Genomic DNA, 20,814 nt, shown 5'->3' with positions numbered 1-20,814 from the left:
GGAATGCGAAAGCTAAAAGTATTTAATTTGTTACTTGTCTTATTGGCTTTCTGGTCAAGCTTTTCTTTTGCTTATGACCCTGCTACGTGTAGTAACTTAAAGACAAACAGTGATTATAGCGTGACGTTTACTGTTAACCAAACTTCAGTAAAAAGCATTTCAACTATTTATGTCGATAAAGGCGTTGGGGAAGACGATAAGACAACGCCTATTGCATTATGGTCGAATGGTATATCTGCTTTAATAGAAGATGATATGACAACTAATGAGGGACGTTATACAATTTGGCTGACTTATCAAACGACTGGTAATAAACAAGGAGAACTTAGGTTCTATCTACTGAATTCTGGAACCTGGGAATTAATCGAGGGGCCTGTTTTTGCAAATTTAAAAGATTTGAATTCTGTTAATATTGCTGTGTCGGGTGCAGATGTTAAGGATTTAGAGTGTGATGTGTCGTCAGAAATAACAGAACCAGAGGTGCCTGAGCCTGAACTGGATTTATGCCGTTATTTCCCAGAACCAGCACAAAGCTGGAAATCCGGTTCATCGCTTAATATATACAATCCTAACATCACTATTTCAGGATGGTCTGATGAATATGTTAAAAAATATTTTTTATACGATAAACTAAAAACGAGTTTTGACAATGTTAATAGTGATGCGGAAGATTTTAATAGTTGTGATGTCGGTATTTGTACGACTGGAGCTGATAAAATTGAATACCCAGAATCTGTGTATGTAAATTTTAGTAGTACAACGGATTTGTATATTGAAGCATCAAACTACAAAGAGAAATGTACTGTTGCCAATAATTGTCAATACACAGAGTCAGGTGAAGTTGTATATCTCAATATTCTGGGGGCATTACGTAACCTAACGGTAAATGAATATTCATCTCCAGTACATTTTATTGTGAATTTTGAACCAACCAGTAATAACTATGGACCTGTAATTCAAAGCTATAACTCGGGTGGAAGTACTGAAACCGTTTTTCAGGCTGATGGTATTTATTCTTTTGGTTCGATGAGTTTCTCTTCTGGAGGAACTTTAAGAACTTACTCTGATGTCATTTTGAATATCGTAAATTCTTTTACTCTAAATAATTCAGTAGATATAAAAGATGAGGGGAGTAAAAAAGACCTGATTATTTATGGTCCGACCGCTACTTTTGAATTTAGCCAGGCAAATTCAGATGTTTATGCGCAGATATTAGCAGAAAAAATTACATTCAATAATCCTACTAATATTCGAGGAGCGGTAACCACGAATAGTCTTACTATGTATACTCAAAATATCCACATTTATGGAGAAGGCGCCTGTTTAACCTCTTCTACAGGAAAAAGTGATTACACTTTAGAGCTCTCACCGAGGTCAGATATAGCGCTTAGCTGTGATACTGAATCTATTCAGCCTACACTTTCTGTCATGTCTGATGGAGCATTGGCCACAGATTTTACTGGTAATGTCGTTGTGACGATTGATGGTGAATCCGAGACTTATTCCGTGAACAACGACAGTTTTAGTCAGGCGCTTGCTATCTCCAGTAGCGGGGCGAGTAAAACCGTTTCTGTTACCGCCTATATCGAAGGTGACGAATCTAATACAACGGTTACTGGTAGTTATCAGTTTGTCCCTTATAACCTGAAAATCGATGACCAATACGTTATTGCCAATAAATCAGTGTTAGTAAGCGCTACTGCTCAGGCATGTATTAACGGTACGGTTACTGATATGGGTTATGAAAGTAGCGATAATTTGGGGATTTCCGCAAAATGGGTTAGTCCAGATTTAGGCGAGGCCGATACTTCAATCTATTCATATTCTCCAACGTTTAGTGGTGGTTTATCTTCCAAAGAGTTAACGCTAAAAGAATCAGGTGAACTGTTAATCACTCTGACTGATGATAACTTCACTTGCAGTGGTGACGACTGCCCGATTGAGGGCGATGGTGAAACTAAGACACTAAAAGGCCAGTTCACCGTCTATTCACGTCCTTGGACATTCGCGATTTGTTCAACAGACAATACAAAACTTGACGACGCTACTGGTGACTCTAATAGGGGAAACGGATTTATTGCCGCTGGAGAGACGTTTGATGCCAAAGTTTTGCCTCTGCGATATACAGACAGTGGTTCTATCTCGGGTGAGGTAGAATCAACCAGCTCTTTGTGTGGGCAGGACGTTACATCAAATTTCTTTTTAGGTGATTCATCAGACAATACCGTTGTTCTATCAAGTAGTGTTGAAACTCCTACTCAATCTGATGATTTGGTATTCAGCTCTGAGATCAGTCGCAAGAATAGCGACAATGAATACACATTTACCGATTTATCCTGGGAGGATGTCGGTAGCCTCAAGCTGATGGCTGCAACTAGTGATAATTCTAGTTGTGCATCTGGTGGTACTTTACAAACATGGTACGAATGTACTCAGATGGGCTATCGCGAAGTTGGCCGTTTTTACCCCGCTTATTTTGAAGTCACTCAATCGGATTGGTGGGTGGATAAAGCCGATGCGGAAGATACAGCTACTGAGCCCTACTCTCAAAATAATATTGCGTATCTATCACAACCCTTTGGTTTAGCTGAAGTTGAAGTTGTACCTTTTTCATTAAATGGTCGCGCAATAGAAAACTACAGTCAGTTTGTTGCAAGCCTGCAGGCAAAGATTAGTGTATTGGAAGATGAAGATCTTGGTGATCGTTTAACGGTTTCGGTTAGTGATGGGGAGTGGGACAATGATTCAACTTATTCTCGTTGGTATCTGGAAGATCAATATGCGGTATTTTATCGAGACTTTACTTTAAATACTCAAGGATTCAGGGAGTCTAGCGTAGATGGTCCGTTCAATGTTTCGGAAGATGCAAATTCAACGACTACAAACTTTGGATTCACTATTTCGACAAATTCAGACCCTATAGATAGCCGTACACAAAACGATACTACTTGTCTGAATAGCACTGAGCAATATTCATCAGCATGTGATTTATCATTTCCTACTCAGCCTCCTGCCCGCTATGGCCGCATGGCAATGGATGATGTCGGCGGTACTTCTGTCAGTACCATCAATATTCCGCTACGCGTTGAGTACTGGAATGGTTCTCGCTTTATCACCAATACTGATGACTCTGCTTCTGATTATTCTTCTGATGAAGACTATGTTTGTTATCAAGAGGTGTGGTCTGAAGCTTCTGGTTCAGACGGTTCGTTGAAAGCAGTCACTAAGACAGTTGATTCAGGTGTCAGCGACGAACTTTACGCTACTCCATATTCCGCAGATGATAGTAGCTCAATACGCCAACAAATACGTTTCTGGCTGAGAATGGATGATACTAGTACGACATCTCCGCAAACGTTGGAAACAGATGATGTTACTTGTGGGAGTAGTTATATGAGTCAACCTTGGCTCCAATACAACTGGAGAGGGAAAGGAGATGAAGACCCATCCTCCGTTGTCACCTTCGGTATTCACCGTGGTAACGATCGCGTGATTTACCGTGGTGAGCCGGGGTTAACTGCTCAATAACAAACTTCGGTTTTTGCGCTTAAGTTAGGAAACTGCAAGAAATTGGTGCTTTCCGCCCATGTTTGTGTACCAATACCTTGCTGTGACAGCGAGGCATTGGTACATTTAGGACAATTTTTGTCTTTTATATCTTTGCAGGATGAACGAAGAGTATGTTTAAGAAACTTCGTGGCATGTTTTCTAACGATCTATCTATCGATTTAGGTACAGCCAACACTCTAATTTACGTAAAGGGGCAAGGTATTGTCCTTGATGAACCTTCTGTAGTTGCTATTCGTCAAGATCGTGTAGGTTCTGCAAAAAGCGTTGCTGCAGTCGGTCACGCAGCAAAGCAAATGCTTGGTCGTACACCAGGTAATATTTCTGCTATTCGTCCAATGAAAGATGGCGTGATTGCTGACTTCTACGTGACAGAAAAAATGCTGCAACACTTCATAAAGCAGGTGCACGACAACAGCATCCTGAAACCGAGCCCACGCGTTTTGGTTTGTGTTCCTTGTGGTTCGACTCAAGTTGAGCGTCGTGCGATTCGCGAATCGGCACTAGGTGCTGGCGCTCGTGAAGTTTACCTAATCGATGAGCCTATGGCGGCAGCAATTGGTGCTGGTCTTCGTGTGTCTGAGCCGACGGGTTCAATGGTGGTCGATATCGGTGGTGGTACCACTGAAGTAGCAGTTATCTCGCTTAACGGTGTGGTTTACTCGTCTTCTGTTCGTATCGGTGGTGATCGCTTTGATGAAGCGGTTATCAATTATGTTCGTCGTAACTACGGCAGCTTGATTGGTGAAGCAACAGCAGAGAAAATCAAACACGAAATCGGCTCAGCTTACCCTGGCGATGAAGTTCTAGAGATTGAAGTTCGTGGCCGTAACCTTGCAGAAGGTGTACCTCGCAGCTTCAGCCTGAACTCAAATGAAATCCTTGAAGCGCTGCAAGAGCCGCTGTCTGGTATCGTATCGGCAGTGATGGTTGCACTAGAACAGTGTCCACCAGAGCTTGCGTCAGATATCTCTGAAAACGGCATGGTTCTGACTGGTGGTGGTGCACTACTGAAAGATCTAGACCGTCTACTAATGGAAGAAACTGGTATTCCAGTTGTTATCGCTGAAGATCCACTGACTTGTGTGGCTCGTGGTGGCGGTAAAGCACTAGAAATGATCGACATGCACGGCGGCGATCTATTTTCTGAAGAATAAAAGTTTAGGTGGAGCTCAAAGAGAGCTTCACCTTCATTTCTGCTCTCTCTGTAATTCAAATATGCTCCATACCTGAACGTATTTAATGCAAGATTTCAGGTTGCCAATTAAGGCTCAATAGCTATGGAAGCAATCAGGTCAAAAACAAGATGAATCCGATCTTTGGCAGAGGACCATCTCTGCAATTACGTCTGTTTTTTGCTGTCATCATGTCGGCGAGCTTAATGCTGGCGGATAGTCGTCTGGATACGTTCTCTAACGTTCGATTTTTACTGAACAGTGCGGTCGCGCCAATTCAGTATGCCGCTAATTTGCCTCGTAGTATGTTTGATGGTGTCTTTGAGCGTTTTAATACTCGTCAGACGCTCGTGGAAGGCAATCGTAATTTAAAGCGAGAAGTGCTACGTCTGAAAAGCGAGCTGATCTTGCTCGATCAATATAGAGAAGAAAACCAACGCTTGCGCAAACTGTTGGGATCATCCTTTGTCCGCGATGAGAAGAAAGTCGTGACGGAAGTCATGGCGGTCGACACGTCACCTTATCGCCATCAGGTCGTGATAGATAAAGGCCAGATCGACGGTGTGTACGTGGGTCAGCCAGTTATCAACGAAAAAGGCATTGTGGGTCAGGTAACGTTTGTCGCTGCGCATAATGCTCGAGTATTGCTGTTGACTGATGCGAAGAACGCGATTCCTGTTCAGGTTATCCGTAATGACATCAGAGTGATCGCGTCCGGCAATGGTGAAATGGATGAAATCCAACTCGAACATATTCCAACCAGTACTGATATTCAGGTTGGCGATTTGTTGGTGACGTCAGGATTAGGCGGTATTTATCCAGAAGGTTATCCGGTTGCGAATGTCACTATCGTGGATCACGATACTCGTCAGGAGTTCGCATCCATTAAAGCGGAGCCAGTGGTTGAGTTTGATCGTCTGCGATACCTACTACTCATTTGGCCAAATGAAGATCGTCAGCACAAAGTGTTGCAATCCAATGTTGATGAAGATGCTGAGCAAGTGGAACAAGAGGTAACTGATGGCGAGTAATGTATTTCGAAGCCGAATGGTTATTGGCGTTAGCTTCTTTGTTGCGCTAGTTTTGCAAACTATCCCATGGCCGGGAGATCTGGAACTATTCCGTCCGTCTTGGCTATTTTTAGTCACCTGTTACTGGGTGTTGGCTCTGCCGAACCGCGTTAACGTTGGTAGTGCTTTAATTCTGGGCCTGATATGGGACATATTAGTCGGTTCAACATTGGGAATTCGGGGCATGATGATGTCGATCATCATCTATTTGGTCGCGCTGAACTTCTTGTTAATCCGTAATATGGCATTGTGGCAACAATCGATTTTAATTGCGTTTTTTACCGTGTTACTGGAACTTTTGATATTCTGTGGGGAATATTTGAACCAGGACGTAGTATTTAACCCATTATCCCTGTGGACGGCGGCAATAAACTGTATACTTTGGCCATGGATGTTTTTATTAATGCGACGAGTGCGTCGAGCATGGCACGTTAGGTAAAAGTGTGAAAAAAAGCTTATCACTCGTTCTCGCTTCGGGCTCTCCTAGAAGAAAGGAGTTGCTTGCTCAACTGGGTTACGATTTTGACATCGTATTGCCAGATGTTGAGGAAGCCAAACAGGCTCATGAGCAGGCGCAAGATTATGTGTTGCGCCTTTCTCTGGAAAAAGCTCAGGCAGGCTTAGCGTTGGCTAAGCCTGATTCCGTTTTATTAGGCTCTGACACTGTGGTGGTATGTGATGACCACGTGTTAGAGAAACCAATAAATTTCGAAGATGCGAAGCGTATGCTTACTCGCTTATCTGGTCGTCGCCATCAGGTAATGACCGCGGTGAGTGTCGTTTCATCGCAAAAACAACATTCAGTGGTGGTTATCACTGATGTTTGGTTCAAGCCATTGACTCACGAAGAAATCGAACAATATTGGCAGTCAGGCGAACCATGCGATAAAGCTGGAAGTTATGGTATTCAGGGACTCGGAGGACGTTTTGTCACCCGAATCGAAGGCAGTTATCACGCAGTAGTAGGCTTACCTTTGTTCGAAACCGATCAGCTAATTCAAGAATTTTTATAATTATTTTGAGGTGTGCACATGAGTGCAGAATTGCTGCTAAACGTGACCCCGAGTGAAACTCGTGTGGCCATGATTGAAGGTGGAGTGCTACAAGAAATTCATATCGAACGCGAATCTCGTCGCGGTATCGTAGGCAACATTTATAAAGGTAAAGTCAGCCGCGTACTTCCGGGTATGCAGGCGGCTTTCGTTGATATCGGTTTAGATAAAGCGGCGTTTTTGCATGCGTCTGATATCGTACCGCATACAGAGTGTGTGGCCGAAAACGAAAAGCAACAGTTTCAGGTTCGTGATATTTCTGAGCTGGTTCGCCAGGGTCAGGATATCGTTGTGCAAGTGGTTAAAGATCCGCTTGGCACCAAAGGCGCACGTTTAACGACCGACATTACCCTTCCTTCCCGCTATCTGGTTTTCATGCCTGGCGCAAGCCACGTAGGCGTATCACAACGCATTGAAAGTGAACGTGAACGTGAACGCTTGAAGAAAGTCGTTAACCAATACTGTGATGAACACGGTGGCTTCATTATTCGTACCGCGGCAGAAGGTGCGGATGAAAAAGAACTTTCTCAGGACGCGGCCTTTTTAAAGCGCTTATGGCTTAAAGTTATGGAGCGTCGTTCTAAATATAAAACGCGTTCGACGCTTTACGGTGAGCTCGGCCTCGCGCAGCGTATTCTGCGTGACTTTGTTGGCACAGAGCTGGATAAGATTCTGGTCGACTCGCGTTTGGAGTATGACAACCTGCAAGAGTTTACCTCGGAATATGTCCCTGAACTGACCGACAAACTTGAGCTTTATGAAGGCGATAAGCCTATCTTCGATATGTACGATACGGAGAACGAGATTCAACGCTCATTGGAACGTAAAGTTGAGCTTAAGTCTGGTGGTTACCTTATCATCGATCAAACCGAAGCGATGACGACCATTGATATTAACACTGGTGCGTTTGTTGGTCGTCGTAACTTAGAAGAGACGATTTTCAACACCAATATTGAAGCTACGCAGGCGATAGCTCGTCAATTACGCTTACGTAACCTTGGCGGCATCATCATTATCGACTTTATCGACATGGCCTCTGAAGTGCATCGTCAACGTGTTCTCACTTCTCTTGAAGCTGCGCTATCGAAAGACCGCGTAAAAACCAACATTAACGGCTTTACGCAACTGGGTCTGGTTGAAATGACTCGTAAACGTACGCGCGAAAGTATTGAACATATTCTTTGTTCTGGTTGTCCTACTTGTGAAGGTCGCGGCACAGTGAAAACGGTCGAGACGGTATGTTTCGAGATTCTGCGCGAAATCACCCGAGTGAATCGAGCGTACGATGCTGACAACTTTGTTGTTTATGCGTCCCCGTTCGTTGCAGAAGCGTTACTTGGTGATGAGTCACATGCGCTGGCAGAACTCGAAGTCTTTATTGGTAAGCAAGTTCGAATTCAGGCTGAGCCTCTGTACATTCAGGAACAGTTTGACGTTGTAATGATGTAATTGGGACATTTGTGAATTTTGGTTTTAACCGTTTGGGGCGATTTTGTGCGTGGAGTTTAGCCACTGTTTTGGTTTTACTCGCGATTGTCGTGACGACACTGCGTGTCACATTACCACAGCTCGACCATTTCCAAGATGAGATCAAAACCTGGGTCAAACAAGGCACAGGTTTTGACTTTTCTATCTCCAGCGTTGCTGGCTCTTGGCAAAACAGCCACCCGTCTATTGCGTTACTTGGTTTAGAAGCGAACCTGCCCAACAACCAGGAAGCGCGTTTCGCCGTTGATGAACTTCAGATTGAATTTGATTTGATTCAGTCACTTCTCCAGTTCAAACCCGTCGTAGCGGATCTCACCATCCACAATTTAGCGCTGGATATTCGCAGCGTCAGTCTTCTGCCGAATGCTGAAAGTGAAATGCCCGTGGCGACATCCGAGGAAAGTGAAGTGAAGCTAATTGACCAATTAGATTCACTGTTGCTGCGTCAGTTTGAAGACTTCACCATCACGAATTCGCGTATCTGGTATAAATCCGTTTCCGGTGAAACGAGACGCTTGGATATCGAAAGACTCCGTTGGAGCAATCAGGGTAAGCGCCATCTAGCAGAAGGGACGGTTAGTATCGCCGATGCTAAGATTAACTCCCTGTTGGTAAGTGCTAACTTTAAAGACCATGGTTCATTGCGCGATGTCTCGGGTGAGTTTTATGTTAGTGCTCAGGATGTCTCTGTTGCGCCTTGGCTAACCACGTATATGCAAGTGGAATCAGGCGTCGAGTCCGGTAAAGTGAGCTTAAATACCTGGCTAACCCTGAAACACAGTCAGCCTAATTATGCTTATGTAGAACTGCAGCCGTCAGAGTTAGTCTGGAACGAAAATGGCAGCCATGAACTATTCATTGAATCCGGTATCTTTAAGCTGCTACCCGATAAAAATGGATGGAAAGTAAATGGTCACTCACTTCAAGTTCGTACAGATGAAAAGCAATGGCCAGAGCTAGACGTTGCGTTTGACTGGCAGCCTTCCGGGTGGGCGCTTAACCTCTCTGAAATCGATATTGAATCCATCACGCCGCTGATAAAGCTTGCGCCAGAGTCTGAGTCGACCAGTAAATTTATCAATCAAATAGAGCCGAAAGGACGACTGGAAGATATCCGTCTATCAATGAATGGTGGATGGGAGACGTTGCGCTATTCCGCTGAACTTGATGAGCTGGGTTTGACGCAGTGGAAGCTGTTGCCGGGTTTCCAGCATGTTCAGGGAAGCGTGTCGGGTAACGTTAATCAGGCTAAAGCCAATGTGACGGTGATTGATGATGTCTTCCCTTATGGTGACGTTTTTCAGGCGCCGCTGAATATTAAACAAGGCGAAGTCGAGATTGTCTGGCAACAAGACCAACAAGGCTGGCGTTTGTGGGCAGATAAAGTGACTGCCGCTACCCCCGATTTACAGGTTTTGGGTGCTTTCCGCTTAGATTTCCCGAAAGACCAAAGTCCGTTCCTGTCATTCTACGCCGAGGCGGATCTGTACAATGCTGGCGAAACCTGGCGTTACTTACCGACCTTAGCTTTAGGGCAAGACCTGACCGATTACCTTTCTATCGCGATTCAAGGCGGTAAAGTGAATACCGCCAAGTTGCTGTGGTACGGCGAACTTGGCGATTTCCCGTATAAGCAACATGACGGTATGTTTCAGGCTTGGGTCGGCCTTAAAGACGCAAAATTCAGCTTTGATACTGCTTGGCCATCTATTACCGATTTACAGTTGGATTTGTTGTTCGAAAATGATGCCATGTACCTGGATTCAAAGTCGGCGACACTCAATGGCGTTGCTGCTGAGCGAATTACTGGCCGCATTCCGAGACTGGCTCCGGACGGACATATTGAGATTGAAGCCAAAGCCAGAGCGCCGGGTAATGAAGTCCGCGATTACATGATGGCGACGCCATTAGTTGACTCGGTCGGTGCGGCGTTGACGGCGTTACAAGTCAGTGGTTCGGTTTACTCAGAGTTCCAGCTCAATATTCCGTTTAATAAAGAGAATGAACCTAGAGCGTGGGGTTACGCGGATCTGAAAGACAATCGCGTCGATATTGATGCGCCGCCAATGACTTTGGAAAACGCAACCGGACGCATCAATTTTGATAATGATGTGGTCACGACTTCAGGCCTCGCAGCAGAATTACTTACGCAGCCAATTTCAGTCGATTTCCGCGGCGAAAGTGCTGACCAAGGCTACGATGTAACCATCAATACGCTGGGTGACTGGGACGTAGAGCCTCTCAAACCTTATGTTGGGGAGCGATGGCTGAACTTAGTTTCTGGTCACGCACCGTGGCAAATGGACATCGGTTTACAGCTTAATGATGTGGGTTTTACCTATCAAGTTGACGTATTAGCGCAACTCAATCGAGTCGTCAGTAAGTATCCGTATCCGCTAGCGAAAAAAGCGGGCGAGTCTGGTCTGGCGAAGTTACAGGCATCAGGAAACCAAGAGAACATTTCTGCCCGTTTGGAGATTCCTAACGCAAAATACCAGACGGAGATAGACATTACTGGTGAGGTACCGCTCCTCACTGCGACCAATTTGATGGTTGGACAAGGTGGTTTCAAGACGACCCCAGTTATCGGACATGATGCCTCGATACGTCTGGATGAAATTGATGTCGACAAGTGGTTAGAATTGCTGAATGTACCTTCGAATAGTGCCCCTTCAGTACTCTCCAATATGAAGACGCCGACAATCCCGTTACCAACCCGGGTAGACATTGAGACTCAGAGCTTAAAGCTCGCCAAGATTGAATTTCATGACGTTGACCTTAATGCCAGTAAAAAGAAAGAAAACTGGCGAATGCGGGTGAACAGTCAGGAAGTAAAAGGCACAGCGAACTATCTGAAACCGAATGACTTGTCGGTATCGTTAGATCATCTGCATTTGTACATTCCAGGTTTCGATGAAATCGAGAAAGAGCGAAGCTCCATCTTTGCTAGTGAAGATCAAAGTGCGCCGTTAATCACCAAATTTGACCGCCAATTTCACGATGAAATGCCAAACTTAAAACTGAAAATTAATGATTTCTGGTTGCAAGGGTATAAAGTGGGCAAGGTGAATGTCGACTTGCAACGTAGCGATGATCGTCTGGAGTGGAAAAAGCTTAACTTCAGTAGTGGCAAGAACAGCATTGATATGAGTGGTTGGTGGGAACTGACTGACGAGCGCAGTCATTCCAATTTGAGCTTCAAGGTTAAAGGCGATAACAATACTGATCTTATGGAACGCTTTGGCATTACTTCAGGGATCCAGCAAGCGCCATTTGAACTGAATGCCAATATGGAGTGGGATGGCGCACCTTGGTCGATGAAAACCCAAACACTACAGGGTGATGTATCGACGGAATTTGGCAAAGGGGTCATCAGCGAAGTAAGTGGAGCGGCTCGTCTGCTTGGCTTGTTCAGCCTAGATTCTATCATTCGTAAGATGCAGCTCGATTTTACCGACGTATTTGATAACGGAATGGCGTTCAATTCGATTACAGGCACGGGCAAGATTCAAGATGGCATCTTCGTCACCAATGATATCGTCATGGATGCGCTTGCCGGGGAAATGCAGATTCGTGGCATGGCTGACGTAACGAAAAGATTAGTGGATGCTGAGGTGAAATTTACTCCTGATATCACGTCTGGCTTACCAATGCTGACAGCCTTCGCCGTTGCGCCACAAACCGCTTTGTACGTGTTGGCTATCTCGACGGTTATTTCTCCAGTGGTTGAGGTATTTACTCAAGTAAACTATGAAGTCAAAGGGCCGCTCGAATCACCGACGGTTAAAGAGATATCGCGTAGTCAGGGTGAATATAAGCTGCCAGAAAAGCTGCGTGAGCAGGCGCAATAAACCACCTCAGTTTTCAAAGGAATTTAAGGAAGGAAAAACACATGGAACGTGTTGGCATCATTCAAATGACTTCTGGTCCAGATATCGAAGAGAATCTGGCCTTTATCGAAAAACAGTGTGAATTAGCGGCTAAACAGGGAGTGAAACTGGTTCTTACTCCCGAAAATTCAGTATTGTTTGCCAGCCGTGAAGAGTACCATCAACATGCCGAACCGCTCGGAAGTGGTGTGTTACAACAGCGTTTGGCTGATATTGCTAAACACAACCAACTGACTTTGATCGTCGGTAGCATGCCTATTCAAACGGCCAGAGGCGTGACGACAACTACCGTAGTCCTTCCGCCGCATGGTAAGTGCATTGCTCATTATGACAAACTGCATATGTTTGACGTTGAAGTTGCAGACGGCCATGGCAGCTATCGGGAATCTGATACCTTTACAGCGGGTAACCAAATGGTGGTCGCAGAAACGGATATTGGCAGTGTTGGTTTGAGTATTTGCTATGACTTACGTTTTCCTGAATTATACAAAGAGCTGCGTTTAGCTGGAGCAGAGATGATTGTCGTTCCTGCTGCCTTCACCGCTGTGACCGGTGAAGCGCATTGGGAGATACTATTGCGTGCCAGAGCGATAGAAACTCAGTGTTGGATATTAGCCAGCAATCAAACCGGTACCCATCCTTGCGGACGAAAAACGTGGGGGCACTCGATGGTCGTTGACCCTTGGGGACGCATTCACAAACAATTTCAAGACCAAGTCGGTTTGTTGGTGGCAGAGATAGATTTGTCACAAACCCAGCAAGTAAGGCAGAATATGCCGCTGACTCAACACAGTCGCTTTCAAAATGAATTGAGACGGAAATAAAAGAGCTAACTATGAGCACAAACCAAATAGAACAGGCACTCATCGCCCCAAATGGTCTGACAGAACAAGACATTGCTGACACACTCGCCAGCATTGCGACACGTCAGATCGATTATGCGGACATTTACTTTCAGTCCAGCTGGCATGAGTCTCTGGTTCTAGAAGACAGCATCATCAAAGATGGCTCTTTTAATATTGATTGTGGTGTCGGTGTTCGTGCTGTAACCGGTGAAAAAACCGGCTTCGCATACTCCGACCAAATTAATCTGGATGGTCTTAAACAAAGTGCTATCGCGGCGCGAGGTATTGCCCAGCAAGGTCAAAATGGTAAGGTACAGGCCTTTAAACGCACGGATAACCAAGCTTACTATGAAGCGGTTAACCCTCTGGCAGGTTGGGAAAAACAGCAAAAAACCGAACTGCTGAAATCGCTTGATGCTTACATCCGTACTAAAGAGCCGTTGATCAAAGAAGTCTCTATCAGCATCAGTGGCGTACATGAACAAATGTTAGTGGCCGCAACAGACGGGACTTACGCAGGCGATATTCGCCCATTAGTGCGTTTGTCTATCAGCGTATTAGCCCAGAAAGGGGAACGCCGCGAGCGTGGTAGTGCAGGCGGTGGCGGTCGTTTTGGTTACGACTTTTTCCTTTCTGAAACGGACGGCGTGAAGCAAGCCTTCCACTATGCAGACGAAGCGATTCGCATGGCTTTGGTTAACTTAGAAGCTGAAGCGGCGCCAGCTGGCATGATGCCTGTGGTACTTGGCTCTGGCTGGCCGGGCGTATTGCTGCATGAAGCGGTAGGCCACGGCTTAGAAGGTGATTTTAACCGTAAAGAGTCGTCAGTGTTCTCGGGTAAAATGGGTCAGCAGGTGACGTCTTCGCTTTGTACCATTGTGGATGATGGCACACTGAAAGATCTGCGCGGCTCTTTGAACGTCGACGATGAAGGCGTCAATGGCCAGTACAATACACTGATCGAAAATGGCGTATTGAAAGGCTACATGCAAGATAAGCTTAACGCGCGCCTAATGGGTGTTAAGCCTACGGGTAACGGCCGTCGTGAGTCTTACGCGCACTTGCCGATGCCACGCATGACTAATACTTACATGCTGCCGGGTGAACACACACCGGAAGAGATCATCTCAACCGTGGAAAAAGGTCTGTATGCGCCAAACTTTGGTGGCGGTCAGGTCGATATTACCTCAGGTAAGTTTGTCTTCTCTGCGTCTGAAGCGTATTTGATTGAAAACGGTAAAATCACGCGTCCGGTGAAAGGGGCGACACTGATTGGCTCTGGCATAGAAGCCATGCAGCAAGTCTCGATGGTTGGTAACGACCTGAGCATCGACAAAGGCGTCGGTGTGTGTGGTAAAGCAGGGCAAAGTGTGCCTGTTGGCGTAGGTCAGCCAACGTTGAAGCTGGACTCACTGACGGTTGGTGGTACAGAGTAACGCTAACGCTACAAATCATAAAAAGAGCGCTCATAGGAGCGCTCTTTTGTTTTGAGTAAAAGAGAATTTAAGCCTATAGGTTTTCTTCCGCAAACTCTGCCAGACGGCTACGTACCACACCGTTAAGGTGAATGTTCGCACTGCCTTCAAAGTTCTTGAAGCGTTCAACCATGTAAGTCAAACCAGATGTGACTGGTGTTAGGTAATGGGAATCGATCTGGGCCAGGTTACCGGAACAGACGATTTTGGTGCCTTCACCACAACGGGTGATGATGGTTTTGATTTGTGAAGCGGTTAAGTTTTGGCATTCATCAAGAAGTACGAACGCATTTTGAATCGAACGGCCGCGCATAAAGTTTATCGATTTGAACTGAATGTTGGCTTTATCGCAAATGTATTTCAGAGATCCTTCTGTGCAGTGGTCGTGCTTATGCAGCGCTTCCAACGTATCGGTCACCGCAGCCAACCATGGCATCATTTTTTCCTCTTCCGAGCCAGGCAGGAACCCGATCGATTCGCCGATATCTGGCGTGTTACGGGTTACGATGATCTTATCGAACATCTTTTTCTCGATAGTTTGTTCAAGGGCTGCCGCCATGGCTAACAGGGTTTTACCACTACCCGCAGCACCTGTCAGGATCACCAAATCGATGTCCGGATCGACGAGTGCATCTAATGCCATCGCTTGGTAGATGTTCTTAGGGGTAATATCCCAGACTCGGCGATGCATCATACGTTCGCGACTAAGATCGAGCAGGGTGAGCTTGTCTTCATTGATGGTTTCAACGCGGCCCGCAAAGTCGCTGTCTTCATCAATCACATATTGGTTTATGAATGTTGGATCAAAAGGCTCACGGCTGAGCTTGTGGTAGGTTTTTCCGCCCAGAGCGTAGCTTTCAACTTCATCAATGCCACTCCAGAAATCGCCTTCACGTTGCTGAAAGCCTTTGGTGAGGTATTGAACATCGTCAATCAGTTGGTCGGTTCGGTAGTCTTCAACAAAACGTACGCCAGCTCCTTTGGCGCGAAGACGCATGTTGATGTCTTTTGTTACTAACACCACTTCACGTGGTGCTCGTTTGTTTTGCAGATAAAGCACCGCGTTGAGGATGCGGTTGTCACCAGCTTTGTCGGCGAAGGCTTTGACGGTTTCCTGCAATTCGAAGTCCGCCAAAATAGAAATAGCTCCCTGATCTGGATTGTCTTTTGATACTGGAATGCCTTCTGAAATCTCATCTGGCGTAGCATCTTTAAACATGTCTTCCAAAGCGCGAATCGCAACACGAGCATCTCGTGCAACATCGCGTTTGCTGTCTTTAATTCGGTCGAGTTCTTCCAAAACGGTCATAGGTATGACGACATCGTGTTCTTTGAAAGAGAATATAGCGAAGGGCTCGTGAAGAAGAATATTGGTATCAAGTACAAAAAGTTTCCGATCGGTATCGCCCATAGCGTCTCCTTGCCTAAATGCGGCTGTGCTTGCGAGTTGTTAAGTCACTTTAAGGGTGAACTGACTTAACTCTGATTGCTTGCAATAGAGGTTGTCGGGCTATCGTCGGTTAGTGTGCAACTGAGTAGCAAGACAACTTATGCAAACCCGTGTTGATCCTAATCGTGTACCTATGCGCTTAAACTTTATGCCAATGGTATATGCAATAAATTTAAACGCTCCTAATCAAAAGTATACGTAATATTTGCTTGCAGCAATGTAATAATTGACATGGTTTTTTTACAATTTGATTGCACTTACGATTTGGGAAAAAAAATTCCCTGTTAGTGCGGTTTCGGCGTGACCTAAATCACAGCTTAAAGTAATATTAGCGGCCTTTTTCTGCGCATAGGCTACGAGCAATTTATCATGTTGAGCTGACTGAATATTGCTCAGCCCAAAGTGGCATGACAAGTGCGATCGGCGTAGCAGAAGCCAGAATCAGATCTAAACTATTATCCATGCCTGAGGGCATGAGTAGACCGACAAGAAATACGAATCAAGAATTAATAACGAGGTAGTCAATTCATGACATTTGCTTTGGGGCAGCGCTGGATTAGTGATACGGAAAGCGATTTAGGTTTGGGTACGGTAGTTGCGATGGATGCTCGTACTGTGACGTTGATGTTTTCAGCATCAGAGGAAAACCGAGTTTACGCACGCAATGATGCACCTGTTACCCGAGTGACGTTTAACGTTGGTGATGTTATCGATTGCCAGGAAGGTTGGTCTCTGAAGGTCGAAGAAGTGCTGGAAGATGAAGGTCTGTACACTTACTTCGGTACCCGTGAAGACACTCAGGAAACCGCAGTCGTACTGCGCGAAATTTTCCTCAGCAACCAAATTCGCTTCAACAAACCTCAAGATAAGTTGTACGCAGGTCAAATTGATCGTATGGACAACTTCGTTCTGCGTTACCGTGCACTCACCAATCAGTTTGAACAACATAAGAGCCCAATGCGTGGTCTTTGCGGTATGCGTGCTGGTCTGATTCCCCATCAGCTTTACATTGCGCATGAAGTCGGTCGCCGTCACGCGCCTCGTGTACTCCTGGCCGATGAAGTTGGTCTGGGTAAAACCATCGAAGCGGGTATGATCATTCACCAGCAAGTCTTGTCGGGTCGCGCTGAGCGTATTTTGATTGTGGTGCCTGAAACACTGCAACACCAATGGCTGGTAGAGATGATGCGTCGTTTCAATCTGCATTTCTCAATCTTTGATGAAGAGCGTTGTATTGAAGCCTTCGCGGATGCAGAAAACCCATTTGATACCCAGCAATACGTATTGTGTTCACTGGACTTCCTACGCAAGAGCCGTAAGCGCTTTGAGCAAGCTCTGGAAGGCGAGTGGGATCTACTGGTTGTCGATGAAGCGCATCACCTAGAGTGGAGCCAGGACAAACCAAGTCGTGAATACCAAGTCGTTGAAGGTTTGGCTGAACGCACACCAGGCGTATTACTACTGACCGCAACACCTGAGCAATTAGGTCGTGAGAGTCACTTTGCTCGTCTGCGCCTGCTTGACCCTGATCGTTTCTACGATTACGAAGCGTTTGTTGAGGAAGAAGAGCAATACGCACCAGTTGCTGATGCGATTACTTCACTGTTTACTGGTGAAAAGCTGCCTAACGACGCTAAAAATCAAATCACTGAATTGCTGTCTGAGCAGGATGTTGAGCCGCTTTTCCGAATTATTGAAAGCAACAGCGATGAAGAGGACAAAGCGTCAGCTCGTCAGGAATTGATCGACAACCTGATGGATCGCCACGGTACAGGTCGTGTTTTGTTCCGAAACACACGTGCGGCCATCAAAGGTTTCCCTGCGCGTAATGTGCACTTGATGCCAATGGATATCCCACAGCAATACACAACCTCAATGCGTGTCGCTGGCATGATCGGCGGCAAGATGAGTTCTGAAGCTCGTGCGATGAAAAACCTCTATCCGGAAGAGATCTTCCAGGAGTTTGAAGGTGACGAATCAAGCTGGTGGCAATTTGACTCACGTGTGAACTGGTTGCTGGAAAAAGTAACAGAAAAACGCAGTGAGAAGATCCTGGTTATCGCATCTCGTGCCAGTACGGCGTTGCAGCTGGAGCAGGCGTTGCGTGAACGTGAAGGCATCCGTGCGACCGTGTTCCACGAAGGCATGTCAATTCTAGAGCGTGACAAAGCAGCCGCTTACTTTGCTCAGGAAGAGGGTGGCGCTCAGGTTCTTATCTGTAGTGAAATTGGCTCAGAAGGTCGTAACTTCCAGTTCGCTAACCAGTTGGTGATGTTTGATCTTCCGTTTAACCCAGATTTGCTTGAACAGCGTATTGGTCGTTTAGACCGTATCGGTCAAAACCGCGACATTGATATTCACGTTCCTTACCTTAAAGGCACATCACAAGCGATTCTGGCGCGTTGGTTCGACGAAGGCTTGAATGCGTTTGCTGAGACTTGTCCAACCGGTCGTGCGGTTTACGATAAATACTCGGATGCTCTGATTGAGATTCTGGCATCTGGTGACACCAGTGAACTGGACGACATTATTGAAGAATCAGCGAAAATGAACAAACAGCTGAAATCTCAATTGGAGCAAGGTCGTGATCGTCTGCTAGAAATGCACTCTAACGGCGGTGAAAAAGCACAGCAAATCGTTGAAAAAATATCTTCAACGGATGGTGATACCAATCTGGTGACTTTTGCTTTGTCACTGTTCGATACGATTGGCCTGAACCAGGATGACAAAGGCGAAAACGCATTGGTTGTGACGCCATCTGAACACATGATGGTACCGAGCTACCCGGGTCTGCCTTATGAAGGTGCGACCATTACGTTTGATCGTGAAACTGCGCTGTCGCGTGAAGATATGCACTTTATCAGCTGGGAACACCCGATGATCCAGGGTGGTATCGATCTTCTGATGAGTGAAGGTGTGGGGACGTCTGCCGTCTCTTTGCTGAAAAACAAGGCGCTGCCAGTCGGTACGATTCTGCTTGAGTTAATTTACGCGGTAGATGCTCAGGCTCCGAAACGCAGCGGAATTGCCCGCTTCCTGCCGAAGACACCAATTCGCCTAATGATGGATGCGCGCGGTAACGACTTATCTGCGCAAGTGGAGTTTGAAAGCTTCAACCGTCAGCTGAGCCCGGTAAACCGCCATCTTGGCAGTAAGCTGGTGACGTCGGTACAAAAAGATGTGCATCGTTTGATTGAAGCAGGTGATGGACTGGTTGAGCAGAAAGTCGAAGAAGTGCGCAAGCAGGCTCAGCAAGATATGCAGCATAGCTTGAACGCAGAGCTTGAGCGTTTACAGGCACTGAAAGCAGTCAACCCGAACATTCGTGACGAAGAAATTGAAACGATTGATGCACAGATTAAAGAGCTGACAGGCTACATTAATCAAGCTCAGGTTCAGCTGGACTCATTACGTTTGATTGTTGTCAGCCACAACTAATAATCCGTATTTAAACCAAATAACAAAGGCCTTCTCTTGAAGGCCTTTTTCTTTTTATCTGCTTACGTTTGAGATACTTTGAAGCTAATTACATTAGCCACTTCCACCAGACAAACACCGCCAGGAAGCCAAACAGATAAATCAAACCTACAATCGACAACCACTTCAGTTTAGGTCCAACTGCCAATGCTTTAGGCAAGTCAGTTTTACTCACAAGAATGTAGTTTAATAGCGCAAAGAACGGTGTGGTCATGAACGCCAGAATCATTGCAAAGTTCAACATTGGTAGTAGTGCCGAAGCCCAGAAGGTCACAATACCCAGCGCTAGCAAAGAGACCACTAGCATGATAGCTGAGGTTGCTTTCGGATTTGTGTCTGGCTGCGAACGTAACAGACGTTGCGAGTCCGAAATCACGCGTGAGTAGCCATCAATTACAGTGATCGTACTACCGAAAATGCAGAAGAATGCAATGACCGCGATTAGGTAACGAGACCACTCACCGATCGTTGAGGCATACAATCCCACAAGCTGGTGAGAGAAACCGACGCCAGAACTTTTCAGCTCAACACCTGAGCCATGCAACATCAGTGAGCCCAGCGATAAAAATACAATCGCAAGAATCGCTGTACCAATGTAGCCGACGTTAAAGTCGAACAGAGCCGAGCGAGCCGTCACTTCTTGCTCACTGGACTGACGTTTTAACCATGCAGAGGTTAAACACGAAATCTCGATAGGAGCCGGCATCCAGCCCATCGTCACAACAATAAAGCCAATTGCAGCAATGGACCACACTGATGGTGATTCAAAATTCGCAACTTGTTCCACCGGATTACCAAACGCAATCGCAGCGGCAAGCAGAGTTGCAATGGTCAATACCGACATGATGACTTTAGATAGCGTGTCGAGCGCTTTGTAGTGTCCGGCAAAAAGAATGATCAGACACGTCGCGATCACAATGATGCTCAGCGAAGCCATGGATAACGAAAATGGAATGAAATAGCCCAGCAGGCTCGCACTGAACATTAACAAGGCTGCGGTATTAATCACGGCGGAAACGGCGTTTAAGAATAAAAATGCCCATAGGTAAGGGCGGCCCATTTCCGCGTAGCCTTCAACCAGTGTTTTACCTGTGCCCATGGTGTATTGCACGCCTGCGCGGAAAAATGGGTACTTAAAAAAGTTTACCAGCAGAATTAGCGCAGCGAGCTGCCAGCCATAGATAGCACCGGCTTTTGTCGATGCAACCAGGTGAGAGCCACCGACGGCCGCAGAAGCCATAAGGATCCCTGGGCCTAGCGAGCGAAAGAATAAGGATATTTTTGATTGGGGTGGTGGTGTTACGGCGGAGTCCATGCTTCGTGTC

The 20,814-nt window shown here is 46.0% G+C and carries 12 protein-coding genes; 10 read left to right on the top strand and 2 right to left on the bottom strand.

The features are described 5' to 3' along the window. Positions 1–3 precede the first annotated feature (3 nt). The 9 genes from VEJY3_RS13955 (at position 4) to tldD (ending at position 14,523) form a co-directional block, all read left to right on the top strand. Positions 4–3,528: a DUF6701 domain-containing protein gene (locus VEJY3_RS13955; RefSeq protein ID WP_014233100.1), complete on the top strand. Its 3,525-nt coding sequence runs from the start codon at positions 4–6 to the stop codon at positions 3,526–3,528. 152 nt (positions 3,529–3,680) lie between these two features. Then, positions 3,681–4,724: a rod shape-determining protein gene (locus VEJY3_RS13950; protein WP_014233099.1), complete on the top strand. Its 1,044-nt coding sequence runs from the start codon at positions 3,681–3,683 to the stop codon at positions 4,722–4,724. Between the two features lie 149 nt (positions 4,725–4,873). Then, entirely contained in the window at positions 4,874–5,773 is a 900-nt protein-coding gene (gene mreC / locus VEJY3_RS13945) for a rod shape-determining protein MreC (RefSeq protein ID WP_014233098.1), read from the top strand. Continuing rightward, positions 5,763–6,251 carry a rod shape-determining protein MreD gene (gene mreD / locus VEJY3_RS13940; RefSeq protein WP_014233097.1) on the top strand — a complete coding sequence of 163 codons (489 nt, stop codon included), beginning with the start codon at positions 5,763–5,765 and terminating at the stop codon, positions 6,249–6,251. Before mreC ends, mreD begins: the two co-directional genes overlap by 11 nt. 4 nt (positions 6,252–6,255) lie before the next feature. Beyond that, the gene (locus tag VEJY3_RS13935; protein WP_041170272.1) at positions 6,256–6,825 is read left to right on the top strand and encodes a nucleoside triphosphate pyrophosphatase; all 570 of its coding nucleotides are present in this window, start codon (positions 6,256–6,258) and stop codon (positions 6,823–6,825) included. A gap of 18 nt (positions 6,826–6,843) precedes the next feature. Continuing rightward, entirely contained in the window at positions 6,844–8,313 is a 1,470-nt protein-coding gene (rng, locus tag VEJY3_RS13930; RefSeq protein ID WP_014233095.1) for a ribonuclease G, read from the top strand. An 11-nt stretch (positions 8,314–8,324) separates the two neighbouring features. Continuing rightward, on the top strand, positions 8,325–12,203 hold the full coding sequence (locus VEJY3_RS13925) for a YhdP family protein (RefSeq protein ID WP_014233094.1): 3,879 nt from the start codon (positions 8,325–8,327) through the stop codon (positions 12,201–12,203). A gap of 41 nt (positions 12,204–12,244) precedes the next feature. Beyond that, positions 12,245–13,066 carry a carbon-nitrogen hydrolase family protein gene (locus VEJY3_RS13920; protein ID WP_014233093.1) on the top strand — a complete coding sequence of 274 codons (822 nt, stop codon included), beginning with the start codon at positions 12,245–12,247 and terminating at the stop codon, positions 13,064–13,066. Positions 13,067–13,077: 11 nt separating this feature from the next. Next, complete coding sequence (tldD, locus tag VEJY3_RS13915) at positions 13,078–14,523, top strand: metalloprotease TldD (protein ID WP_014233092.1); 1,446 nt, start codon at positions 13,078–13,080, stop codon at positions 14,521–14,523. Between the two features lie 73 nt (positions 14,524–14,596). On the opposite strand, the gene VEJY3_RS13910 is transcribed toward tldD, so the two are convergent. Continuing rightward, positions 14,597–15,973 (bottom strand): PhoH family protein, encoded by a 1,377-nt coding sequence (locus VEJY3_RS13910; RefSeq protein ID WP_014233091.1) that lies wholly within the window; start codon positions 15,971–15,973, stop codon positions 14,597–14,599. A 567-nt stretch (positions 15,974–16,540) separates the two neighbouring features. On the opposite strand from VEJY3_RS13910, the gene rapA reads away from it, so the two are divergent. Beyond that, positions 16,541–19,450: an RNA polymerase-associated protein RapA gene (gene rapA, locus VEJY3_RS13905; RefSeq protein WP_014233090.1), complete on the top strand. Its 2,910-nt coding sequence runs from the start codon at positions 16,541–16,543 to the stop codon at positions 19,448–19,450. Positions 19,451–19,538: 88 nt separating this feature from the next. On the opposite strand, the gene VEJY3_RS13900 is transcribed toward rapA, so the two are convergent. Beyond that, positions 19,539–20,804, bottom strand: a complete 1,266-nt coding sequence (locus tag VEJY3_RS13900) for an NRAMP family divalent metal transporter (protein ID WP_041170271.1) — start codon at positions 20,802–20,804, stop codon at positions 19,539–19,541. Positions 20,805–20,814: the final 10 nt, after the last annotated feature.

Origin of the sequence: Vibrio sp. EJY3, assembly GCF_000241385.1 — a bacterium.
In the GTDB taxonomy this organism is placed as follows: Bacteria; Pseudomonadota; Gammaproteobacteria; order Enterobacterales; family Vibrionaceae; genus Vibrio; species Vibrio natriegens.
Note: the sequence above shows the minus strand (reverse complement) of the source record. Positions and strands in the feature narration are given on the sequence as shown.